Source organism: Amycolatopsis sp. M39 (assembly GCF_001651785.1).
Lineage (GTDB): Bacteria > Actinomycetota > Actinomycetes > Mycobacteriales > Pseudonocardiaceae > Amycolatopsis > Amycolatopsis rubida.
Map to the genome: position 1 here is coordinate 164631 of NZ_LWSF01000022.1, position 16924 is coordinate 181554.

Annotated in this window: 21 protein-coding genes; 9 read left to right on the plus strand and 12 right to left on the minus strand. The window is 69.9% G+C overall.

Translation table 11 applies throughout. The annotated features are described in order from the left end of the window. Window positions 1–100: 100 nt before the first annotated feature. Window positions 101–757, plus strand: a complete 657-nt coding sequence (locus A4R44_RS34125) for a TetR/AcrR family transcriptional regulator (protein WP_067589934.1) — start codon at window positions 101–103, stop codon at window positions 755–757. Between the two features lie 50 nt (window positions 758–807). Further along, window positions 808–1671, plus strand: a complete 864-nt coding sequence (locus tag A4R44_RS34130) for a glycosyltransferase family 2 protein (protein WP_198545541.1) — start codon at window positions 808–810, stop codon at window positions 1669–1671. A 283-nt stretch (window positions 1672–1954) separates the two neighbouring features. Here A4R44_RS34130 and A4R44_RS34135 read toward each other — a convergent pair whose 3' ends face one another. After that, a complete protein-coding gene (locus tag A4R44_RS34135) occupies window positions 1955–2434 on the minus strand; it encodes a hypothetical protein (protein WP_067589937.1) in 480 nt (159 codons plus the stop codon). Between the two features lie 140 nt (window positions 2435–2574). Here A4R44_RS34135 and A4R44_RS34140 point away from each other — a divergent pair, with 140 nt between their 5' ends. Further along, window positions 2575–3654 carry a sugar phosphate nucleotidyltransferase gene (locus A4R44_RS34140; protein WP_067589940.1) on the plus strand — a complete coding sequence of 360 codons (1080 nt, stop codon included), beginning with the start codon at window positions 2575–2577 and terminating at the stop codon, window positions 3652–3654. Beyond that, window positions 3654–4547: a DNA-3-methyladenine glycosylase gene (locus tag A4R44_RS34145; RefSeq protein ID WP_067589943.1), complete on the plus strand. Its 894-nt coding sequence runs from the start codon at window positions 3654–3656 to the stop codon at window positions 4545–4547. Before A4R44_RS34140 ends, A4R44_RS34145 begins: the two co-directional genes overlap by 1 nt. 63 nt (window positions 4548–4610) lie before the next feature. Here A4R44_RS34145 and A4R44_RS46535 read toward each other — a convergent pair whose 3' ends face one another. The 7 genes from A4R44_RS46535 to A4R44_RS34170 form a co-directional block, all read right to left on the minus strand. Further along, window positions 4611–4895: a hypothetical protein gene (locus tag A4R44_RS46535; protein ID WP_304456051.1), complete on the minus strand. Its 285-nt coding sequence runs from the start codon at window positions 4893–4895 to the stop codon at window positions 4611–4613. A 260-nt stretch (window positions 4896–5155) separates the two neighbouring features. Then, on the minus strand, window positions 5156–5509 hold the full coding sequence (locus tag A4R44_RS34150) for a GntR family transcriptional regulator (protein WP_067589946.1): 354 nt from the start codon (window positions 5507–5509) through the stop codon (window positions 5156–5158). Continuing rightward, window positions 5506–5652, minus strand: coding sequence for an LPXTG cell wall anchor domain-containing protein (locus A4R44_RS46540; protein ID WP_095213793.1), 147 nt, complete (start codon window positions 5650–5652; stop codon window positions 5506–5508). The genes A4R44_RS34150 and A4R44_RS46540 overlap by 4 nt, the downstream gene beginning before the upstream one ends. Window positions 5653–5661: 9 nt before the next feature. Then, window positions 5662–6189 carry an NUDIX hydrolase gene (locus A4R44_RS34155; protein ID WP_067589949.1) on the minus strand — a complete coding sequence of 176 codons (528 nt, stop codon included), beginning with the start codon at window positions 6187–6189 and terminating at the stop codon, window positions 5662–5664. Further along, window positions 6186–7580, minus strand: coding sequence for a coenzyme F420-0:L-glutamate ligase (locus tag A4R44_RS34160; protein WP_369805997.1), 1395 nt, complete (start codon window positions 7578–7580; stop codon window positions 6186–6188). Before A4R44_RS34160 ends, A4R44_RS34155 begins: the two co-directional genes overlap by 4 nt. Beyond that, window positions 7516–8508 (minus strand): 2-phospho-L-lactate transferase, encoded by a 993-nt coding sequence (cofD, locus tag A4R44_RS34165; RefSeq protein WP_067589956.1) that lies wholly within the window; start codon window positions 8506–8508, stop codon window positions 7516–7518. Before cofD ends, A4R44_RS34160 begins: the two co-directional genes overlap by 65 nt. Beyond that, entirely contained in the window at window positions 8505–9254 is a 750-nt protein-coding gene (locus A4R44_RS34170; RefSeq protein ID WP_067589959.1) for an N-acetyltransferase, read from the minus strand. The genes cofD and A4R44_RS34170 overlap by 4 nt, the downstream gene beginning before the upstream one ends. Before the next feature lie 47 nt (window positions 9255–9301). Between A4R44_RS34170 and A4R44_RS49470 the strand changes: the two genes are divergently transcribed. The 3 genes from A4R44_RS49470 to dapC all read left to right on the plus strand — a co-directional run bounded on the left by A4R44_RS49470 (window position 9302) and on the right by dapC (window position 11001). Beyond that, on the plus strand, window positions 9302–9475 hold the full coding sequence (locus A4R44_RS49470; protein ID WP_093575832.1) for a hypothetical protein: 174 nt from the start codon (window positions 9302–9304) through the stop codon (window positions 9473–9475). A gap of 120 nt (window positions 9476–9595) precedes the next feature. Further along, the gene (gene fdxA, locus A4R44_RS34175) at window positions 9596–9916 is read left to right on the plus strand and encodes a ferredoxin (protein ID WP_009072848.1); all 321 of its coding nucleotides are present in this window, start codon (window positions 9596–9598) and stop codon (window positions 9914–9916) included. Further along, the gene (dapC, locus tag A4R44_RS34180; protein ID WP_067589962.1) at window positions 9913–11001 is read left to right on the plus strand and encodes a succinyldiaminopimelate transaminase; all 1089 of its coding nucleotides are present in this window, start codon (window positions 9913–9915) and stop codon (window positions 10999–11001) included. Before fdxA ends, dapC begins: the two co-directional genes overlap by 4 nt. 114 nt (window positions 11002–11115) lie before the next feature. On the opposite strand, the gene A4R44_RS34185 is transcribed toward dapC, so the two are convergent. Continuing rightward, window positions 11116–11736 carry a TetR/AcrR family transcriptional regulator gene (locus tag A4R44_RS34185; protein ID WP_067589965.1) on the minus strand — a complete coding sequence of 207 codons (621 nt, stop codon included), beginning with the start codon at window positions 11734–11736 and terminating at the stop codon, window positions 11116–11118. A gap of 87 nt (window positions 11737–11823) precedes the next feature. Between A4R44_RS34185 and A4R44_RS34190 the strand changes: the two genes are divergently transcribed. Further along, the gene (locus tag A4R44_RS34190; RefSeq protein ID WP_067589968.1) at window positions 11824–13221 is read left to right on the plus strand and encodes an FAD-dependent monooxygenase; all 1398 of its coding nucleotides are present in this window, start codon (window positions 11824–11826) and stop codon (window positions 13219–13221) included. On the opposite strand, the gene A4R44_RS34195 is transcribed toward A4R44_RS34190, so the two are convergent. The 3 genes from A4R44_RS34195 to A4R44_RS34205 form a co-directional block, all read right to left on the minus strand. Then, a complete protein-coding gene (locus A4R44_RS34195) occupies window positions 13214–14173 on the minus strand; it encodes a CHAD domain-containing protein (protein ID WP_067589972.1) in 960 nt (319 codons plus the stop codon). The two genes, A4R44_RS34190 and A4R44_RS34195, sit on opposite strands and share 8 nt — an antisense overlap. Window positions 14174–14273: 100 nt before the next feature. Continuing rightward, the gene (dapD, locus tag A4R44_RS34200; protein WP_067590025.1) at window positions 14274–15254 is read right to left on the minus strand and encodes a 2,3,4,5-tetrahydropyridine-2,6-dicarboxylate N-succinyltransferase; all 981 of its coding nucleotides are present in this window, start codon (window positions 15252–15254) and stop codon (window positions 14274–14276) included. Between the two features lie 29 nt (window positions 15255–15283). Further along, window positions 15284–15724, minus strand: coding sequence for a hypothetical protein (locus tag A4R44_RS34205; RefSeq protein ID WP_067589975.1), 441 nt, complete (start codon window positions 15722–15724; stop codon window positions 15284–15286). Between the two features lie 42 nt (window positions 15725–15766). Here A4R44_RS34205 and dapE point away from each other — a divergent pair, with 42 nt between their 5' ends. After that, a complete protein-coding gene (gene dapE, locus A4R44_RS34210; protein WP_067589978.1) occupies window positions 15767–16840 on the plus strand; it encodes a succinyl-diaminopimelate desuccinylase in 1074 nt (357 codons plus the stop codon). Window positions 16841–16924 lie beyond the last annotated feature (84 nt).

A 16924-nucleotide genomic window follows, 5' to 3' on the forward strand; every position in this document is an offset into this window, starting at 1 on the left:
ACTATGGTTAAGACCATACAAGTTCGCGACCGTGAACGTCAATAGCGGAAGTGAAGGGGATTAACTACACTGGGCGCAGAGGAACGAAGGGGAACGGCCGATGACCGAACAGGCACCGCGAGAGCGTTACCGCGAGCAGGTGCGCGAGGAGATCAAGCAGCACGCGCGGCAGCAGATCGCCGAGGCGGGGCTGCCCGCGCTGTCGCTGACCGCGATCGCGAAGCAGATGAGCATGACCGTGCCCGCGCTGTACCGGTACTACCGCGGCCGGGACGAGCTGATCACCGCGCTGATCCGGGACGCGTTCCGGAGCCTCGCCGACACCGTCCGGGCAGCGGCGGATTCCGGGGCGGACCTGCTGGAACTGGCGCACGTCATCCGGGACTGGGCCAAGGCCGATCCGCAGCGCTACTTCCTCATCTACGGCACGCCAGTGCCCGGCTACCACGCGCCGCCGGACACGACGGCGATCTCCAACGAGGTCATGGAAGTCCTGATCGAGGCGAACGCGGCACTGGGCGAACCGGAATCGGCGACGACGTTCCACGTGCACCTGGAAACCCATCGCGAGTGGGTGGACAGCGACATCGCCGGAACCGGTGCGGTGCGGCGCGCGCTGTCCTTCTGGACCCGCCTGCACGGGGTCCTGTCGCTCGAACTGGCCGGCCACTTCACCGGGATGAAGTTCGACCCGGGCCTGCTGATCGACGACGAACTGGCGGAGCTGAAAGGCGGACCTGGGAATCACTGCGGGTGACCGGTTCGGTGGGCCGACGTAGCCGTCGGTGAGCAGTGGACAATGGCGCGGTGACTGAGCAGCGCACGTATGGTGACCGCGTCGGCGTCGTGACCGTGACCTACTTCCCCGGCGAGACGCTGGAGAAGTTCCTCGACACGCTCGACAAGGCGACTGACCGCGACGTGCACGTCGTCGTCGCCGACAACGCGTCCACCGACGGCGCTCCGGAGAAGGCCACCGAACGCGAGAACGTGACGCTCGTCAGCATCGGCGAGAACGTCGGATACGGAACGGCCGCCAACCGCGGCGTCGCGGCGCTCGACGACAGCTACGGCTGGGTCGTCGTGGTCAACCCGGACCTCGAATGGGAGCCGGGTTCGCTCGACGCGCTGATCGAGGTCGCCGGGCGCTGGCCGCGCGGGGCGGCGTTCGGGCCGCTGATCCACGACCTCGACGGGACCGTCTACCCGTCCGCGCGGCTGCTGCCCTCGTTCGGGCGCGGGATCGGGCACGCCGTGTTCGGCAAGGTCTGGCCGGGCAATCCGTGGACCCGCGAGTACCGCCAGGAAAACGCCGCGCCCACCGAGCGCACGTCCGGCTGGCTGTCCGGCTCCTGCCAGCTCTTCCGGCGCGAGGCGTTCGACTCCGTCGGCGGCTTCGACACCCGCTACTTCATGTACTTCGAGGACGTCGACCTCGGCGACCGGCTCGCGAAGGCGGGCTGGCAGAACGTCTACGCGCCGTCGTCGAGCGTGATGCACATCGGCGGCCACTCGACGGCGCGCGCGTCGGCGAAGATGCTGCGCGCCCACCACGCGAGCGCCTACCGCTACCTCGCCGACCGGCACCAGGGGCTGCTGTGGAAGCCGGTGCTGGCGGCGGTGAAGCTGGGGCTGGCGCTGCGGGTGAAGCTGGAGACCCGCAAGGGCTGACAGTCCCGTGCCGGGGACTCAACCCGGACAGCAAGACCCGACGTCCGCCGACCTGGGCCGACGCACCGCGAGCGTGCCCGTAGCACTGCCTTGAGCCGCAGGCATTGGGCGGACGGTCCGCAAAGGACATCCGGGCAACCGGCGTGCCTCCGGAACCGTCCGGATGCTCAGCCGCCGCAATACTTTGCGGTCGTAAAGATCGCTCAGCGGAGAAGCGACCTCCCGCACGGGAAGTCTCCCTGGGCAATCCGGGCAACCCGGGCCGGGGGAGACCCCGCGAGGATCACAGCCCGTCGAGCCGCCGGGACAGATTGGACCGTCCGCTGTTCTGCTTGACCGTCGGGACCAGGCCGGTCATTTCCTCCTCGGCCGGTTCCTTCAGCGGGCTCGCCACCGGCTTCGCCTGCGGGCGCGGGACCAGCGGCGTCGTCGTCTGCGGACCGGCCGGGCTCGGCACCGGCGGCTGCGGTGCGGTGTTCTGCGCCCCGGGGATTTCGAGCGGCCGCGTCGGCGTCGGCTGGGCCAGCGGATGCGGCGACGGCTGGGTGCGCGTGCCGCCTGCCAGCGGATGGTCGTTCTCTTCGATCAGCGACGCGGGCAGCTGCGTCGTCGTGTCGGGGTCCAGCCCGGAGACCACCGAGGCGGAGATCTGCTGGGTACTGGAGGCATCCATCGGAGACGTCATGTTGTCCGGCGTCACCACGAAGGCGCCGCGGGATCGTGCGCGTGCGAGCAAAGCGTCCGCGCGATCGCGGGGGTCCATTCCCCTCGGCCTCCCGACTGACCCGGGGCCTCTAGGGAAAGGCCCGCCTGTTTCCTGTCTAGGGTAGGCCCTCGGGGCCCGCGCCGCCCACGTTTCCCGCGGCTTGTCGCTCAGCGGTGCGTGATACAAAGGAGATTTCTGTGACGTCCGAGGTCGAGGTGGACGCCGTCGTACTGGTCGGCGGCCAGGGCACGCGGCTGCGCCCGCTCACGCTGTCCGCGCCGAAGCCGATGCTGCCGACGGCGGGCACGCCCTACCTGAGCCACCTGTTCTCCCGCATCCGCGCGGCCGGGATCCGGCATGTGGTGCTCGGCACGTCGTACCGGGCCGAGGTGTTCGAGGAGTACTTCGGCGACGGGTCCGCGCACGGCCTGGAGCTTGAGTACGTGGTGGAGGAGGAACCGCTCGACACCGGCGGCGCCATCCGCAACGTCTACGACCGGCTGCGCGCCGACCACGCGATCGTCTTCAACGGCGACATCCTCTCCGGGGCTGACCTGCACGCCCAGCTGCGCACCCACCTCGACTCCGGCGCGGACGTGACGCTGCACCTCCAGCGCGTCCCGGACCCGAGCCGCTTCGGTTCGGTGCCGACCGATTCCGGCGGCCGGGTCACCGCCTTCCTGGAGAAGACGCCGAACCCGCCGACGGACCAGATCAATGCCGGCTGCTACGTCTTCCGCCGACCGGTGATCGAGACCATCCCGTCCGGGCGGCGGGTGTCGGTCGAACGCGAGACGTTCCCCGGGCTCCTCGAAAATGGCGCGCATCTGCATGGATTTGTCGATTCTTCGTACTGGCTCGACGTCGGCACCCCGGAAGCGTTTGCCCGCGGCAGCGCGGATCTGGTTCGCGGCGTCGCGCCCACTTCCGCGCTGGCCGGGCCGACCGGCGACTTTCTGGCGCTGGACGGGGCTTCCATCTTCACTGGCGCGAAGCTCACCGGCGGCACGACGATCGGTGCGCGGGCCGTCGTCGGGAAGGACGCGGCAGTGTCCGGTTCGGTCGTGTTCGACGACGCGGTGATCGGCCCGGCTGCGATTGTGGAGAATTCGGTGCTGGGCCGCGGGGCGCAGGTCGGCGAAGGCGCGGTGCTGCGCGGCGTGGTCCTCGGCGACGGCGCGTCGGTGGGGGCTCGCTGCGAACTGCTCGACGGCGTGCGGATCTGGCCCGGCGTTTCGGTGCCGGACGGCGGCATCCGGTTTTCGAGCGACGCGTGATGGAGTGGCGTCCGGGGTTTCCGGTGGATCTGGCGCAGGTGCTGGGTCCGCTGAGCCGCGGGCGCGGGTCGCTGAACTTCCGGCGCGACCGCGGCGTCTGGTGGCTGGCCGCGAACACGCCCGGCGGCAAGGGAACACTGGCGCTGCTGCACCGCCCGGACGGCGTCGTCGAGGCCGAAGCTTGGGGCGAAGGCGCGGATTTCCTGCTCGACGGCGTGCCCGCACTGCTTGGCGCGGACGATGACGACACCGGATTCGTCGCGCACCACGACGTGATCGCCGCGGCTCGCCGCGACACCCCCGGGCTGCGACTCGGCTCGACCGGGCGGGTGTGGGACGCGCTGGTGCTGGCGATTCTCGAACAGAAGGTGAGCGGCAAGGAAGCGATCCGGTCGTGGGCGGAGCTGTGCCGGTGGTTCGGCACGCGCGCCCCCGGACCGGGCCCGGACTTCCTGCGGGTACCGCCGGATCCGATCGCGATTCGGTCCATTGTGGACTGGAACTGGCACAGGATCGGCGTGGACGCGAAGCGCCGCACGGCCTTGATCGAGGCGGCCCGGGTGGCCCCGCGGCTGGAGGAAGCGGTGCGGCTGCGAGGGGCGCAGGGACGCGCGCGGCTGCGGAAGGTGCGGGGCATCGGGGTGTGGACGGCGGCGGAGATCGCCCAACGCGCGTGGGGCGATCCGGACGCGGTCAGTTTCGGCGACTACAACATTCCGGCAGTGGTCGGGCACACGCTGCTCGGGCGGAAGATCGACGACGAGGAGATGGCGCGGCTGCTCGCGCCTTACGCGCCACAGCGGCAGCGCGCGATCCGGTATTTGGGGGCGGCCGGGGCGCGGCGGCCGAGGTTCGGGCCGCGGATCGAGCTGCGGGATTACCGGGCGATGTGAGTCAGCGCGGCGGGTGCCTGCCCGGCCGGTAAGGAGCCGGACTGCGGCGGCGCTGCGCTCTGGCTACTGACCGGGGCCTCCCGGCGGGTACGGATACTGCGGGTTTTGCGGCTGGACACCGGGCTGCGGCGGGTACTGAGCGCCGGGCTGGGGTTGTGCGGCGTTCGGGTACGGCGGGCCTACCGGCGGATAGCCGGACTGTTGCGGGCCGGGCGGGGGATAACCGGGGTAGCCGTGGCCGGGAGGCGGATAACCCTGCCACGGAGGGAAGTAGCCCGGCGGCGGGCCTGGTTTCTTCCTGGACGGAGCCCGCGCCGCCACCACGATCGCGACCACCAGGCCAGCCACCAGCAGCAAGACGATGAGATGCCAAGGCTGTACAGCTACGATGAATCCTCCCCTGGGCGAGGATTCATCGTAGGCCGCTCCGCCGGGTTCGCGCAGTGGAATGGATCAGCCCTGCGGTGGCCGCTTACGCCGTCCCACCGTGAATTTCAAGACCAGCATGACGACCAGCAGCAGGATCAGCGCACCCGGCAGGACGTAGTTCAGCAGGGGTATCCCGTCAGATCGGGCATGGACAAACTCAGGCTAGATCCTCGCCGCAGTCAGCGCAGGGCAGCCGCCGCGATCGCTACGCCTTGTTCGGCCGACAAACCCAACCCCCGGATGACCTCGGCGTACGTGGCCGCGGCGGCTTGGGCCCGGGACAGCGTCTCGTCACCGGTCGCGCCGACGAAAGTGCCTGCTCTGCCTCGGGTTTCCAGCAGTCCGGCTTCTTCGAGTTCCCGGTATGCGCGCGCGACGGTGTTCGGTGCGATGCCCAGTTCCGCGGCCAGTCCGCGCACTGTCGGGAGTTTCGTGCCGACGGCAAGGGTGCCGTCGTTGATCTGGCTGGCCAGTGAGGTCCGGACCTGTTCGAACGACGGAACAGCCGAAGCCGGGTCGTAGCTGATGCTCATCGTTGCCGCCGCTTTCGTCGGATGCTCACTACAATGCCCAGCGCCAGCAGCGCGAACGCCACCGCGAAGCCGATCAGCACCACCCATCCGCTGATGGCGACGCCGGTGTCGCCCGGGTGCAGGTGCGTTCGCGCCAGGTCCATGCGTCCAGGTTAACGGGCGGCGGCGATCAGTTCGGCCAGATCTTCCGAACCCGCGGGCAGCGCGTCGACCGGCCACCAGCGCAGGTCGTCGGATTCTTCGCTGCGCACGGGTTCCGCGCCGGGCGGCGCGTGCACGACATAACGGACGTCGAAATGCCGCGTCGGGACGCCGAGGGAGCAGGTGATCGGGTGGACGTCCAGGTGCACGGGCGTTTCGCCGATGAGCAGGCCGCTCATGCCGGATTCCTCGGTCGCCTCGCGCAGGGCGGCCGCGGACAGGGACGCGTCGGACGGCTCGCAATGCCCGCCGAGTTGCAGCCAGCGGCCGACGCGCGGGTGCAGGGTCAGCAGGACCTGCGTGCCGGTCGAGTCGAGGACCACTGCGGACGCGGTCAGGTGCCCGGCCTCGCAGGAACGCTGGCAAGTGTCCGAACGCGACGCCAGGAAGCCGAGAAACGCTTGCCGCAGCGATTCTTGCGCCGCGGCCGCGGGCTTCCATTCGGTCAGCGCGGTGACGGCGGATTCGTGCAGGGTCATCGTTCGATCAGCCAATCGCCGGGGGAAAGCGGTCCGCGCGGGGGAGCGGGTTCGGCCGGATGCCCGACGGCGACCGCGCCGAGCGGGTGCCACTGGTCGTCCAGGTCCAAAGTGGACCGGACCAGATCAGCGGCGAAGATGGTCGAGCCGATCCAGCACGAGCCGAGGTCTTCGGCGGCCAGCGCGACCAGCAGGCCTTGCACGGCAGCGCCGGCGGCGACGGTGAACATGGTGCGTTCGTGCCGGTTTCGCCGCTCGTCGCGGTAGGTGTGCGCGCCTTCGGGCAGCAGGAACGGGATGACCAGTTCCGGTGCGCGGTAGAGAATGTCGCCGCGCGACAGGCGTTTCGCGATCTGCTCAGGAGTGAAGCCGTCGCTGGTCAGGTCGGATTCCCAGGACGCGCGCATCGCGTCGAGGAGCTTGCGGCGCAGGCCTTCGTCGCGCAGCCAGAGGAACCGCACGGGATGCGTGTGGTGCGGCGCGGGCGCGGTCAGTGCGGACGCGACCGCGCGACGCATGGCTTCCGGGTCGACGGGCTCGTCGCTGAACTGCCGGACGGAACGCCGGTGCGGCACGGCTTCCCGGCGGCCCTGCGCGATGGATTCGCTGGTGCCCAAGCGAAAGAGATCGGTTTCGCTCGGGCGGATCAAGTCCCGCGCGGTGGATCCGTCGTCGTGGATCCGCAGTCCGCGCACCACCGCCACCGGCAGTCCGCCCAGCTTGCCCTTCACCAGATCCGCCGCGGCGGCGATCTCGTCCGCGACCGCGATTTCCGTAACGGCCAGCTCGTTTCCCTGCGAATCGACCTCTCCGGCGTACCCGTGCAGCACGCGCAGGCCGGACGTGCCGATCGCGGCGTCGGTTTGGCCGACGCGCCAGGCCCGGCCCATGGTGTCGGTGACGACCACGCCCACCTCGACGCCAAGCCGTTCCCGCAATCCGTTGCGCAGCGCCAAAGCCGACGCGTCCGGGTCCGCGGGCAGCAACGCCACCTCGTCGCCGCGCACGTTCGACGCGTCGATCCCGGCCGCGGCCTGCACGATGCCCAGGTTGTTTTCGGTGATCAGCGTGCGCGCGATCCGGGCGACCACCCGTACCGATTCTTCCTCGACCAGCTTGCGCCGGGCCGCGTCGCGCGCCTCGGGGTCGCTCGGCACGCGTACGAGCCGGCCCTCGATTTTCGAGAACGCCTTGCTGGTCACCACGACCACGTCACCGGAACGCAGCCACGGCGCGGCGGTCACGATCGCGCCGGTCAGGTCGTCTCCGGGACGGAACTCCGGCAGCCCGGGGACCGGCAGGATCTCGATCTTCCGCGAAGCGTGATCAGCCAAGAGAGACTCCAGCCACGTCGAGCGCCGCGCGGACCATGTCCGCCGTCGCGTCCACATCGGACATCAGCAGCGGCACCGCGCGCACGTCCACGCCGGGCACCGTGACCTCGTGATCCTCCGGCGCGACGAGCCAGCCGTCGAGCACGCCGCCGTCGGTACGCGCTCCGTAGTGGCGGCCGACCGCCTCCGCGGAGGTCTCCACGCCGATCGCGGTGAGGCACGCGTCGGCCATGCCGCGCAACGCTTTCCCGCCGATGATCGGCGACACCCCGACGACCTTGGCGCGAGTTTTCCGCAGGGCGTCGCGCACCCCGGGCACCCCGAGCGTCGTGCCGACCGAAACGACCGGGTTCGACGGCGCGAACAGCACGACGTCCGCCTCGGCCAGTGCCGCCAGCACGCCGGGGCCGGGCTTGGCCTCGTCGTTGCCGACCGCGACGATCGAATGCGCGGGCACACCGGCCCGGTAGCGCACCCACCACTCCTGGAAGTGCACGGCCTTCTGCTGCTCCGGCTGGTCCGGATCGTCGATCACGACGTGCGTTTCGACCCGGTCGTCCGACATCGGCAGCAGCCGCACACCGGGCTGCCAGCGGTCGCACAGCGCCTCGGTGACCTGGGACAGCGGATAGCCCGCGCGCAGCATCCGCGACCGGATGAGGTGGGTCGCGATGTCCTTGTCGCCGAGCCCGAACCAGGTCGGCTCCGCGCCGTAGGCGGCAAGTTCCTCCTTGACCGTCCACGTCTCGCCCGCGTGGCCCCAGCCGCGTTCGGTGTCGATGCCGCCGCCGAGGGTGTACATGCAGGTGTCGAGATCCGGGCAGATGCGCAGGCCGTGCATCCACACGTCGTCGCCGGTGTTCACCAGCGCGGTGATCTCGTGCGGAGACTCGCCCGCGCCGATCGCGGGAAGTCCGAGTGCGGTTTTGACCCCGAGCAGGAAGCGGGCGCCGCCCACCCCGCCAACCAGTACGACGATCTTCACGACTGGCGATCCTCGCACGTCCGCGGCGCCGGGCCCCAGTACCGGTACCTGTGGTGCTCCGAACAGCCCAGCGCGGAATACAACGCGAGCGCGCCGGCGTTGCCCACCGCCACTTGCAGGATCCACTTGCCGGCACCGTGCGCGCGGCCCCAGCCGGCGAGCGCGTGCAGCACCGTGGTGGCGAGGCCGCGGCGGCGAAACTCCGGTGCGACCGCGAGACGGGCGACGTGCAGCCAGTCGTCGACGATGGCCCCGCGCACCGCGCCTGCGGTGATTCCGTCGGCCAGCACGACGCCGTAGCCGACCTTTCCGGTGGTCACGACGTGCCGCTGGGCGGAACTCGGCTCGGTGGTGTTCTCGGCCAAGTCCCACCATTCCGGCGACGCCTGGTCGAGGACCTCGGCACCGCGCGAGGGCCCGGACGGCAGTGGACCGGTCAGTACCGACACCTGGTGCCCGGCGGCGTGCTCGACCTGTTCGCGCCAGCCCGCCGCGGCCACCGCGCGCTCCAGATCGCTGTCTTTCAGCACCTGGACCGCGGGCGGGATGCCACGATCGTGGGCGAAGTCACACACCGCCGCGAGCGCGTCCGGGACCGGACGGCCGGGGTCGCCGACGGCGAGTGTGCTGTTCGCGCGCCCGGTGAAGCCGTCCGCCCAGCGCAGAGTCCAATCTCCGAGCGGCTCCTCGACCACCGCTGGCCAGGCTTTCGCACACACGATTTCGAGCTTTTCCCGGGAGTTCACGGTTAGATTGTGACGGAGAGAGCTGTCCCGTTCCGCAGGAGAACCCCATGAGCTACGCGCGCAAGGACGACCGGCACAACGACGAGCTTGTCGACGAGATCGCCGATGGCTTCAAGCGGACTCTCGAAGAGAAACGCGAGGACGGCAAGCCCGCCGGCCCCGCGTTCACCATTACCGGCGATGCCCGGAACGCGCCGAAACCGCGTCGCCGGGACCGCTGAGCGGCGCGGATCCGCCCCGTTTCCAGGGGTGGGATAAGGGTCGCCTAACCACCACCGGGGGCCGGGGAAGCGCGTAATGTCCGCACCGACCGGCCCAGCAGGAGAAGCCAGGAGTACGCAGTGACCTACGTGATCGCCGAGCCCTGCGTCGACGTGCTCGACAAGGCGTGTATCGACGAGTGCCCCGTGGACTGCATCTACGAGGGCGAGCGGATGTTGTACATCCACCCGGACGAGTGCGTCGACTGCGGCGCCTGCGAGCCGGTCTGCCCGGTCGAGGCCATTTACTACGAGGACGACGTCCCGGACAACTGGTCCGACTACACCAAGGCGAACGTCGACTTCTTCAACGAGCTGGGCTCGCCCGGCGGCGCCTCCAAGGTCGGCAAGACCGCGCACGACCCGGGGTTCATCAAGGCTCTGCCCCCGCAGGGCGAATGACCCGGCTGCCCGACTTCCCCTGGGACTCGCTCGCCGAGGTCAAGGCCCGCGCGCAGGCGCATCCCGGGGGCATCGTCGACCTTTCCGTCGGCACGCCCGTCGACCCGGTGCCGGACTCGATCCGCGCCGCGCTCGCGTCGGTGTCGGAGATCCCCGGCTACCCGGCCACGCACGGCACGCCCGAGCTGCGTGAAACGGCCGTCGCGGCGCTGCGGCGGCGGTACGGGATCACCGGCGTCGAACCGGACGCCGTGCTGCCGACTATCGGCTCGAAAGAGGCTGTGGCCTGGCTGCCGCGGCTGCTCGGCTTCGGGCCGGGCGACATGGTGGTCATCCCGGAGCTGGCGTATCCGACGTACGAGGTCGGTGCACTGCTCGCGGGCGCCGAGGTGGTGCGCGCGGACGGGCTGACCCAGCTCGGCCCGCGCCGCCCGGCGATGATCTGGCTGAACTCGCCGTCGAACCCGACCGGCCGGGTGCTCGGCGTCGACCACCTGCGCAAGGTGGTCGAATGGGCGCGCGACCGCGGCACCGTCGTGGTGTCCGACGAGTGCTACCTCTCGCTCGGCTGGGAGGCGGAACCGCTGTCGGTGCTGCATCCGTCCGTCCACGGTGGACAGACCGACGGCCTGCTCGCGGTGCATTCGCTGTCCAAGTCGGCGAACCTCGCGAGCTACCGCGCCGGATTCGTGACGGGCGACCCGGCGCTGGTGAAGAACCTGCTGGAGGTGCGCAAGCACGCCGGCATGATCGTGCCGCGTCCGGTGCAGCAGGCGATGGTGGCCGCGCTGTCGGATGACGAAGCCCTTGCCGGGCAACGCGAACGTTACCGCGCGCGGCGGGTCGTGCTGCGGAAGGCGTTGCAGGACAACGGCTTCGAGATCCATTATTCCGAGGCCGGGCTGTATCTGTGGGCGACGCGCGGGGAATCCGCGCAGGCCACCGTGGAATGGCTCGCCGAGCGCGGGATCCTGGTCGCGCCGGGCACGTTCTACGGGCCCGCGGGTCGCGATCACGTGCGCGTCGCACTGACCTCGACGGACGAGCGCATCGAAGCGGCTGCGGAGCGGCTGGCACAGGGCTAGCGGACGCGCCGCCCGGCTCTCTCGGCTCCTGCTGACGTACGTGAGGGTTCCCCTCACGTACGCGCACCGGCGAGGCCGAGCCTGCCGACCGGTCCGGCGTGGGGTGTGCGGGGTTCAGTAGTCGCGGCCGGTGAAGCCGCGGTAGACGAACCGCGTCAGTGCCTCGATCGCTTCCTCGTCGGAGGGCTGCTTCCAGCCCGCCGGCGGCGGGGTCACCAGCCACATCTGCGCGAAGTTGTCGATCAGCTGGTACATCATCGCGATGGTGAGCTGGGTGTTCGCCGGAAGCCGCAAGCCGGCCGCGGTGACGTGCCGGAGGTGGCTCTCGACGTCCGAGGCCTGGGTGACGCCGAAGTTCGCGTACGTGGCGGCGAAGTCCTCGTTCACCATCGCCGCCTGCCGCAGCGCGAGCATCGTGGGCGCGTTGGCGCGGTAGAAATCCCAGTACTGCCGCACGTGCCAGCGGACCGCGGCGGGGTCGCTGAAATCGGACAGATGGTCCTCGGCCATGGCCTGCTGGTCGCTGTCCTCGGCCAGGTCGGCCAGCAGCGCGATCAGCAGTTCCTCCTTGCTCGCGAAGTGGTTGTAGAACGATCCCGCGGCGCGGCCTGCCTCCTTGGTGATGTCGGTGATCTTCGTGTTCAGGTAGCCCTTGGCCGAGAACACGCGCTTGGCCGCGTCCTTGAGCGCCGTTTCCGTTTCGGCGGCTTTGCCCCGGCGGCTCGTCGCTGTCATCCGGCACCTCCCTTGACGCGAACGCTATCAGCGGGCATCCTGAATCCATATTCAGTGAATCTTAATTCAGTTAGATGGGAGAGGGCCATGACGGTACTGGTGGCGGGGGCGGGCCCGACCGGGCTCACGCTGGCGATCGAGCTGGCGCGGCGCGGGGTCGGCGTGCGAGTGGTGGACAAGGCGGAGCAGTACTTCGTCGGCTCGCGCGGGGACGGGCTGCAGCCGCGCACGATGGAGGTTTTCGCGGACCTCGGGGTGCTGGACGCGGTGCTCGCCGCGGGTGTGCCGCCGCATGAGATGCGCGTGTACCTCGACGGGGAGTTCACGATGGTGCGGCGGATGGCCGAGCCGGTCGAGCCGACGCCCGCGGTGCCGTATCCGAACGCCTGGTTCCTCGGCCAGTCGCAGACCGAGGGGATCCTCCGGGACCGGCTGGCCGAGCTTGGCGTACGGGTGGAGCTGAACACCGCGTTGGCCGGCTTTGCGCAGGACGAGGAGGGCGTCACCGCGGAGCTGTCTACGGGGGAGACGGTGCGCGTGGAGTACCTGGTCGGCGCGGACGGCGGGAAGAGCTTCGTGCGCAAGGCGCTGGGGATCGCGTTCGAGGGGACCACCGACGAGTCGATCCGGATGCTGCTGGGCGACGTCTCGGCGGAAGGGCTCGACCACGACTCGGGGTACTGGTTCGCGAAGGCGGACGATCCGATGTCCGGCGTCGCGTTCACGCCGCTCCCGGGGACGCCGTATTTCCAGTTCGCCTCCCCGATCGGCGACGGCGACACGGGCACCTCGCTGAGCGCGTTGCAGGAGCACCTGGACGCGGTGTCCGGTGGCGGGATCCGGCTGCTCGACCTGGCGTGGTCAACCGTGTGGCGGCCGAATATCCGGCTGGCGGCGGCATTCCGGCAGGGCCGGGTGTTCCTCGCCGGGGACGCCGCGCACGTACACCCGCCGACCGGCGGGCAGGGGCTGAACACCGGCGTGCAGGACGCGTACAACCTCGGCTGGAAACTCGCCGACGGATCGCCCGCGCTGCTGGACAGCTACGAGGCGGAACGGCGCGCGGTCGCGGCGCGGGTTCTGGGGGTGAGCACCGCGTTGCTGGAGAAGTACAAGGAGGGTGCTGAGGACGCGCACGAACGCGGGCCGGAGACTCAGCAGCTTGATCTGACTTACCGGGGCGGCCCGCTGTCGCCGGTTGGTGTGGGAGCGCTACGGCCGGGAGACCGGGCGCCGGACGCGCCGCTCGTGGACGCGAACGGCAAGAGCGTGCGGCTGTTCGAGCTGTTCCAGGGTCCACATGCGACAGAACTGGTCTTCGGCGACGGACCGCTCGGGACGGAACATCCCGCGTACCGGATCCTGCCGCGGGGTGCGACGGGAGAATTCGTGGACGCGGGCGGGCATGCGTACGCGGCGTACGAGGGGGCACCGGGGAAGCGGGTGCTGGTGCGGCCGGATGGGTACGTGTGGTCGGTTAGCTGACTGCGTGTTCGGCTGCTTCGATGCGGTGCCAGATGTCGAGCCAGGTGGCGCGGGCGTGGGCGCGTTTGGCGAGTTCGTGTTCGACGATTCGTCCGGCGACGAAGCCGATTTCGGCGTCTGCGTTGGGCAGCACCCCGCGCACCTTCTCCGCGGCGAACACCGCGTCCTGGTGATCGCCCAGCACAGTCTGGAACTTGCGCGTCGCCTTGATCAGTTCGGACAGTTTCGCGGCCTGCTTCTTCTTCGCCGCCGATCGGGCCAATTCGGCGGTATAGCGGAGTTTCTTGCCGTGGATGCGCAGTGCGTGCAGGTCGTCGTCCGGGGGATTCGGGGGCAGGGCGGCGACTGCGCGGGCCAGTTTCCGGTACGGCTTCCGTACGTCCGCGGCCAAACTGGGCTTCTCGGCGGGGGTCTCGTCGATCTCGTGCTCGGCCGTGCGGGACAGCTGGGCGATGCCCTGCAGCAGGGTCGCGTACCGGGGGCTCGACAGCGCCCGGTTCAAGCGGCGGCGGGCAGTGGTGCGTTCGGAGACGAAGCGGGACACCAGCCGTCGTCCGGCGGGTTGGTCTCGGACGTCGAAGTCGGCGATCACCTCGCGCAGGTGGCCGATCAGGACGTCGTAGTCGCGTACCTCGCCGAGAACCTGGCCCAGCCAGCCGAGGTCGGCGCGCACGGGTTCCGCGGTGGCGCCGACCAGCGCGCTCGAGGATTTCAGCACGCTTCGCATCCGCCGTTGCGCGACACGCATCTGGTGCAGTTCTTCCGGATCGGCCCCGGCCCGGGTGCCCGGTTCGCGGGACAGCAGTTCGCGCAGTTCGTGGTCGAGTTTGGCGCGGACGTGCGCGGCGGCCGGTGCCTCGGGGCCCGCCTTCGCCGGTTCGGCGGGGAGCCCGAGAGCGGCCGGCGTCGTCGGTTCCGGAGTACGGCGGCGGCTGGTCGCTTCGGAAGTCACTTGATTAATGGTAGGTGAGCGACGATCAGATCGAATCCGCCGAAAACGTCGAAAGGGTGCGCTTCCGCTGCGGGAAGCGCACCCTTGTCGAAGAGCTGGATCAGTTGGCGTGCAGTGCTTCGTTCAGCTGGATGCCGACACCGCCGCGCGGCACGACCTCGACCGCGCCGGTCGCGGAGTTGCGCCGGAAGACGGCACCGGAGATGCCGGACAGCTCGCGTGCCTTGACCGTCTTGCCGTCGACCTCGACCTTGGTGCCCGCGGTGATGTACAGCCCGGCCTCGATCACCGAATCGTCGCCGAGCGAGATGCCCGCGCCGCCGTTCGCGCCGATCAGGCAGCGTTCGCCGACCGAGATCACCTCGGTGCCGCCGCCGGACAGCGTGCCCATGATCGACGCGCCGCCGCCGACGTCGCTGCCGTCGCCGACCAGCACACCCGCCGAGATACGGCCCTCGACCATCGACGCGCCGAGCGTGCCCGCGTTGAAGTTCACGAAGCCCTCGTGCATCACGGTGGTGCCGGACGCCAGGTGCGCGCCGAGCCGCACGCGGTCGGCGTCGGCGATGCGGACACCGGTCGGCAGTACGTAGTCGACCATCCGCGGGAACTTGTCCACGCCGTACACGGCGACCGCACCGCGCGACCGCAGCCGCAGCCGGGTCTGCTCGAAGCCCTCGACCGGGCACGGGCCGTGGCTCGTCCACACGACGTTGGCCAGCAGGCCGAAGATGCCGTCGAGACTCTGCCCGTGCGGCCGGACCAGCCGGTGCGACAGCAGGTGCAGGCGCAGATAGACGTCGTGGGCGTCGGCGGGCGCGGTAGCCAGGCTGCCGATCGTGACGCGCACCGCGACGACCTCGACACCGCGGTCGGTGTCCGGGCCGAGCAGCGCGGCAGCGGACTCGCCGAGCAGTTCGGTGGTCTGCTCCGCGGTCAGCCGCTCGGTGCCGCTGGTGCCTGCTTCGACCAGCTTCGGGTGCGGGTACCAGGTGTCCAGCACGGTCCCGTCGGAGGTGACGGTGGCCAGCCCGACGCCGACGGCGCCGGTCGTTTCGGGGTCAGGGGTCTGCTCGCTCACGCTGGTCACGGTAGCCGAAGCGGACCGGATCAACCTGTGGTGGCCAGCTGGTTCACCTTCTGCTTGACCTCGGTCAGCGCGGTCGAGATGGACACCAGCGCCTGCGTGCACGCCCCGCCCGGGGCGGCCACGGTGGTGCAGCCCGCCTGGCGGAACGCGCCGACCGCCTGGTCGATCGCGGTCGCGTCGCGGTCGAGCGGCTGGTTGACCGTCTTGCCCGCTTTCGCCAGCTTGTGCACCGAACCGGCGGTGTTGCCGACCTCGGTGGCGTATTTCTCACAGCCCTTGGGCAGCTGGGTTTGCGGACCGGTGAAGCAGGCGTCGGCCGACAGCGCCTCAAGCTTGGTCGGCAGGGCGTCCGGACCCGGATCGCCGGCTCCGGGACGGGCCTTGGGCCCGGCCTCGTTGCCGCAGCCGGTGAGGACGAGGGCGAGGACGCCGAGAGCGACCAGGGAGCTTCGCGTGCGCACGTCCTCACGGTAGCCCCCGCGCCGGCTGGGTACGGTGCCGGTATGACCTCCCTTGACCTGCGCGCCGATCCGGCCGAGCTCACTGCCGCCCTTGTGGATGTGTTCAGCGTCTCCGGGGAGGAGGGCAAGCTGGCGGACCTGGTGCAGGCCGCGCTGAGTGAGCAGGCTCCGCAGCTGGAGGTCGTGCGCAATGGCGATGCCGTTCTTGCGCGGACGAATCTCGGGCGTCCTTCGCGAGTGATTCTCGCCGGGCATTTGGATACGGTGCCGGAGAATTCCAACTTGCCTTCTCGTCGTACTGGGGCCGGGGACGACGAGGTGTTGCACGGGCTTGGGTCGGTGGATATGAAGGGCGGGGACGCGGTGTTTTTGCATCTGGCCGCTACTTTGCCGGAGCCTCGCCATGATGTGACGTTCGTGTTTTACGACAATGAAGAGGTTGCGGCTGTTCGGAATGGGCTTGGGCGGATAGAGCGGGAGCTGCCTGAGTGGCTTGCTGGGGATTTGGCGGTGGTGGGGGAACCGTCCAATGGGGTGATCGAGGCTGGGTGTCAGGGGACTCTGCGGGTTGAGGTGCGGACTTCTGGGGCTCGGGCGCATACCGCTCGGGCTTGGATGGGGTCGAATGCGATCCATGCGCTGGCGGAGCCGTTGCGGAGGTTGGCTTCTTATGCGCCTCGGGTGGTGGATATTGACGGGCTGACTTATCGGGAAGGGTTGCAGGCTACTTCTATTTCTGGTGGCGTGGCTGGGAATGTGGTGCCGGATGCGGCTGTGTTGACGGTTAATCATCGGTTCGCGCCGGATCGGGGAGCGGAGCAGGCCGAGGCGCATGTGCGTGAGGTGTTTGCCGGGTTTGAGGTGACGTTGGTGGATATGTCGCCGGGGGCGTTGCCGGGGTTGTCCGCGCCTGCTGCCGCGGAGTTGGTGGCTGCGGCTGGGGGGTCGGCTGCGGCGAAGCTGGGGTGGACGGATGTGGCTCGGTTCGCCGCGTTGGGGATGCCTGCGGTGAATTTCGGGCCTGGGGATCCTACGTTGGCGCATACTCGGCAGGAGTGTGTTCGGGTGGGGGAGATTCGGGGGGTTGCCGCGGTGTTGAGGAAATTCTTGGGTTGAGTCTCGGGCTCGTCGCCTGGGGGCGACATCGCTTGTGGGGTTGCGTGGGGCACCCCGAAGCTTGAGTGTGCTGACGGTTCGGGG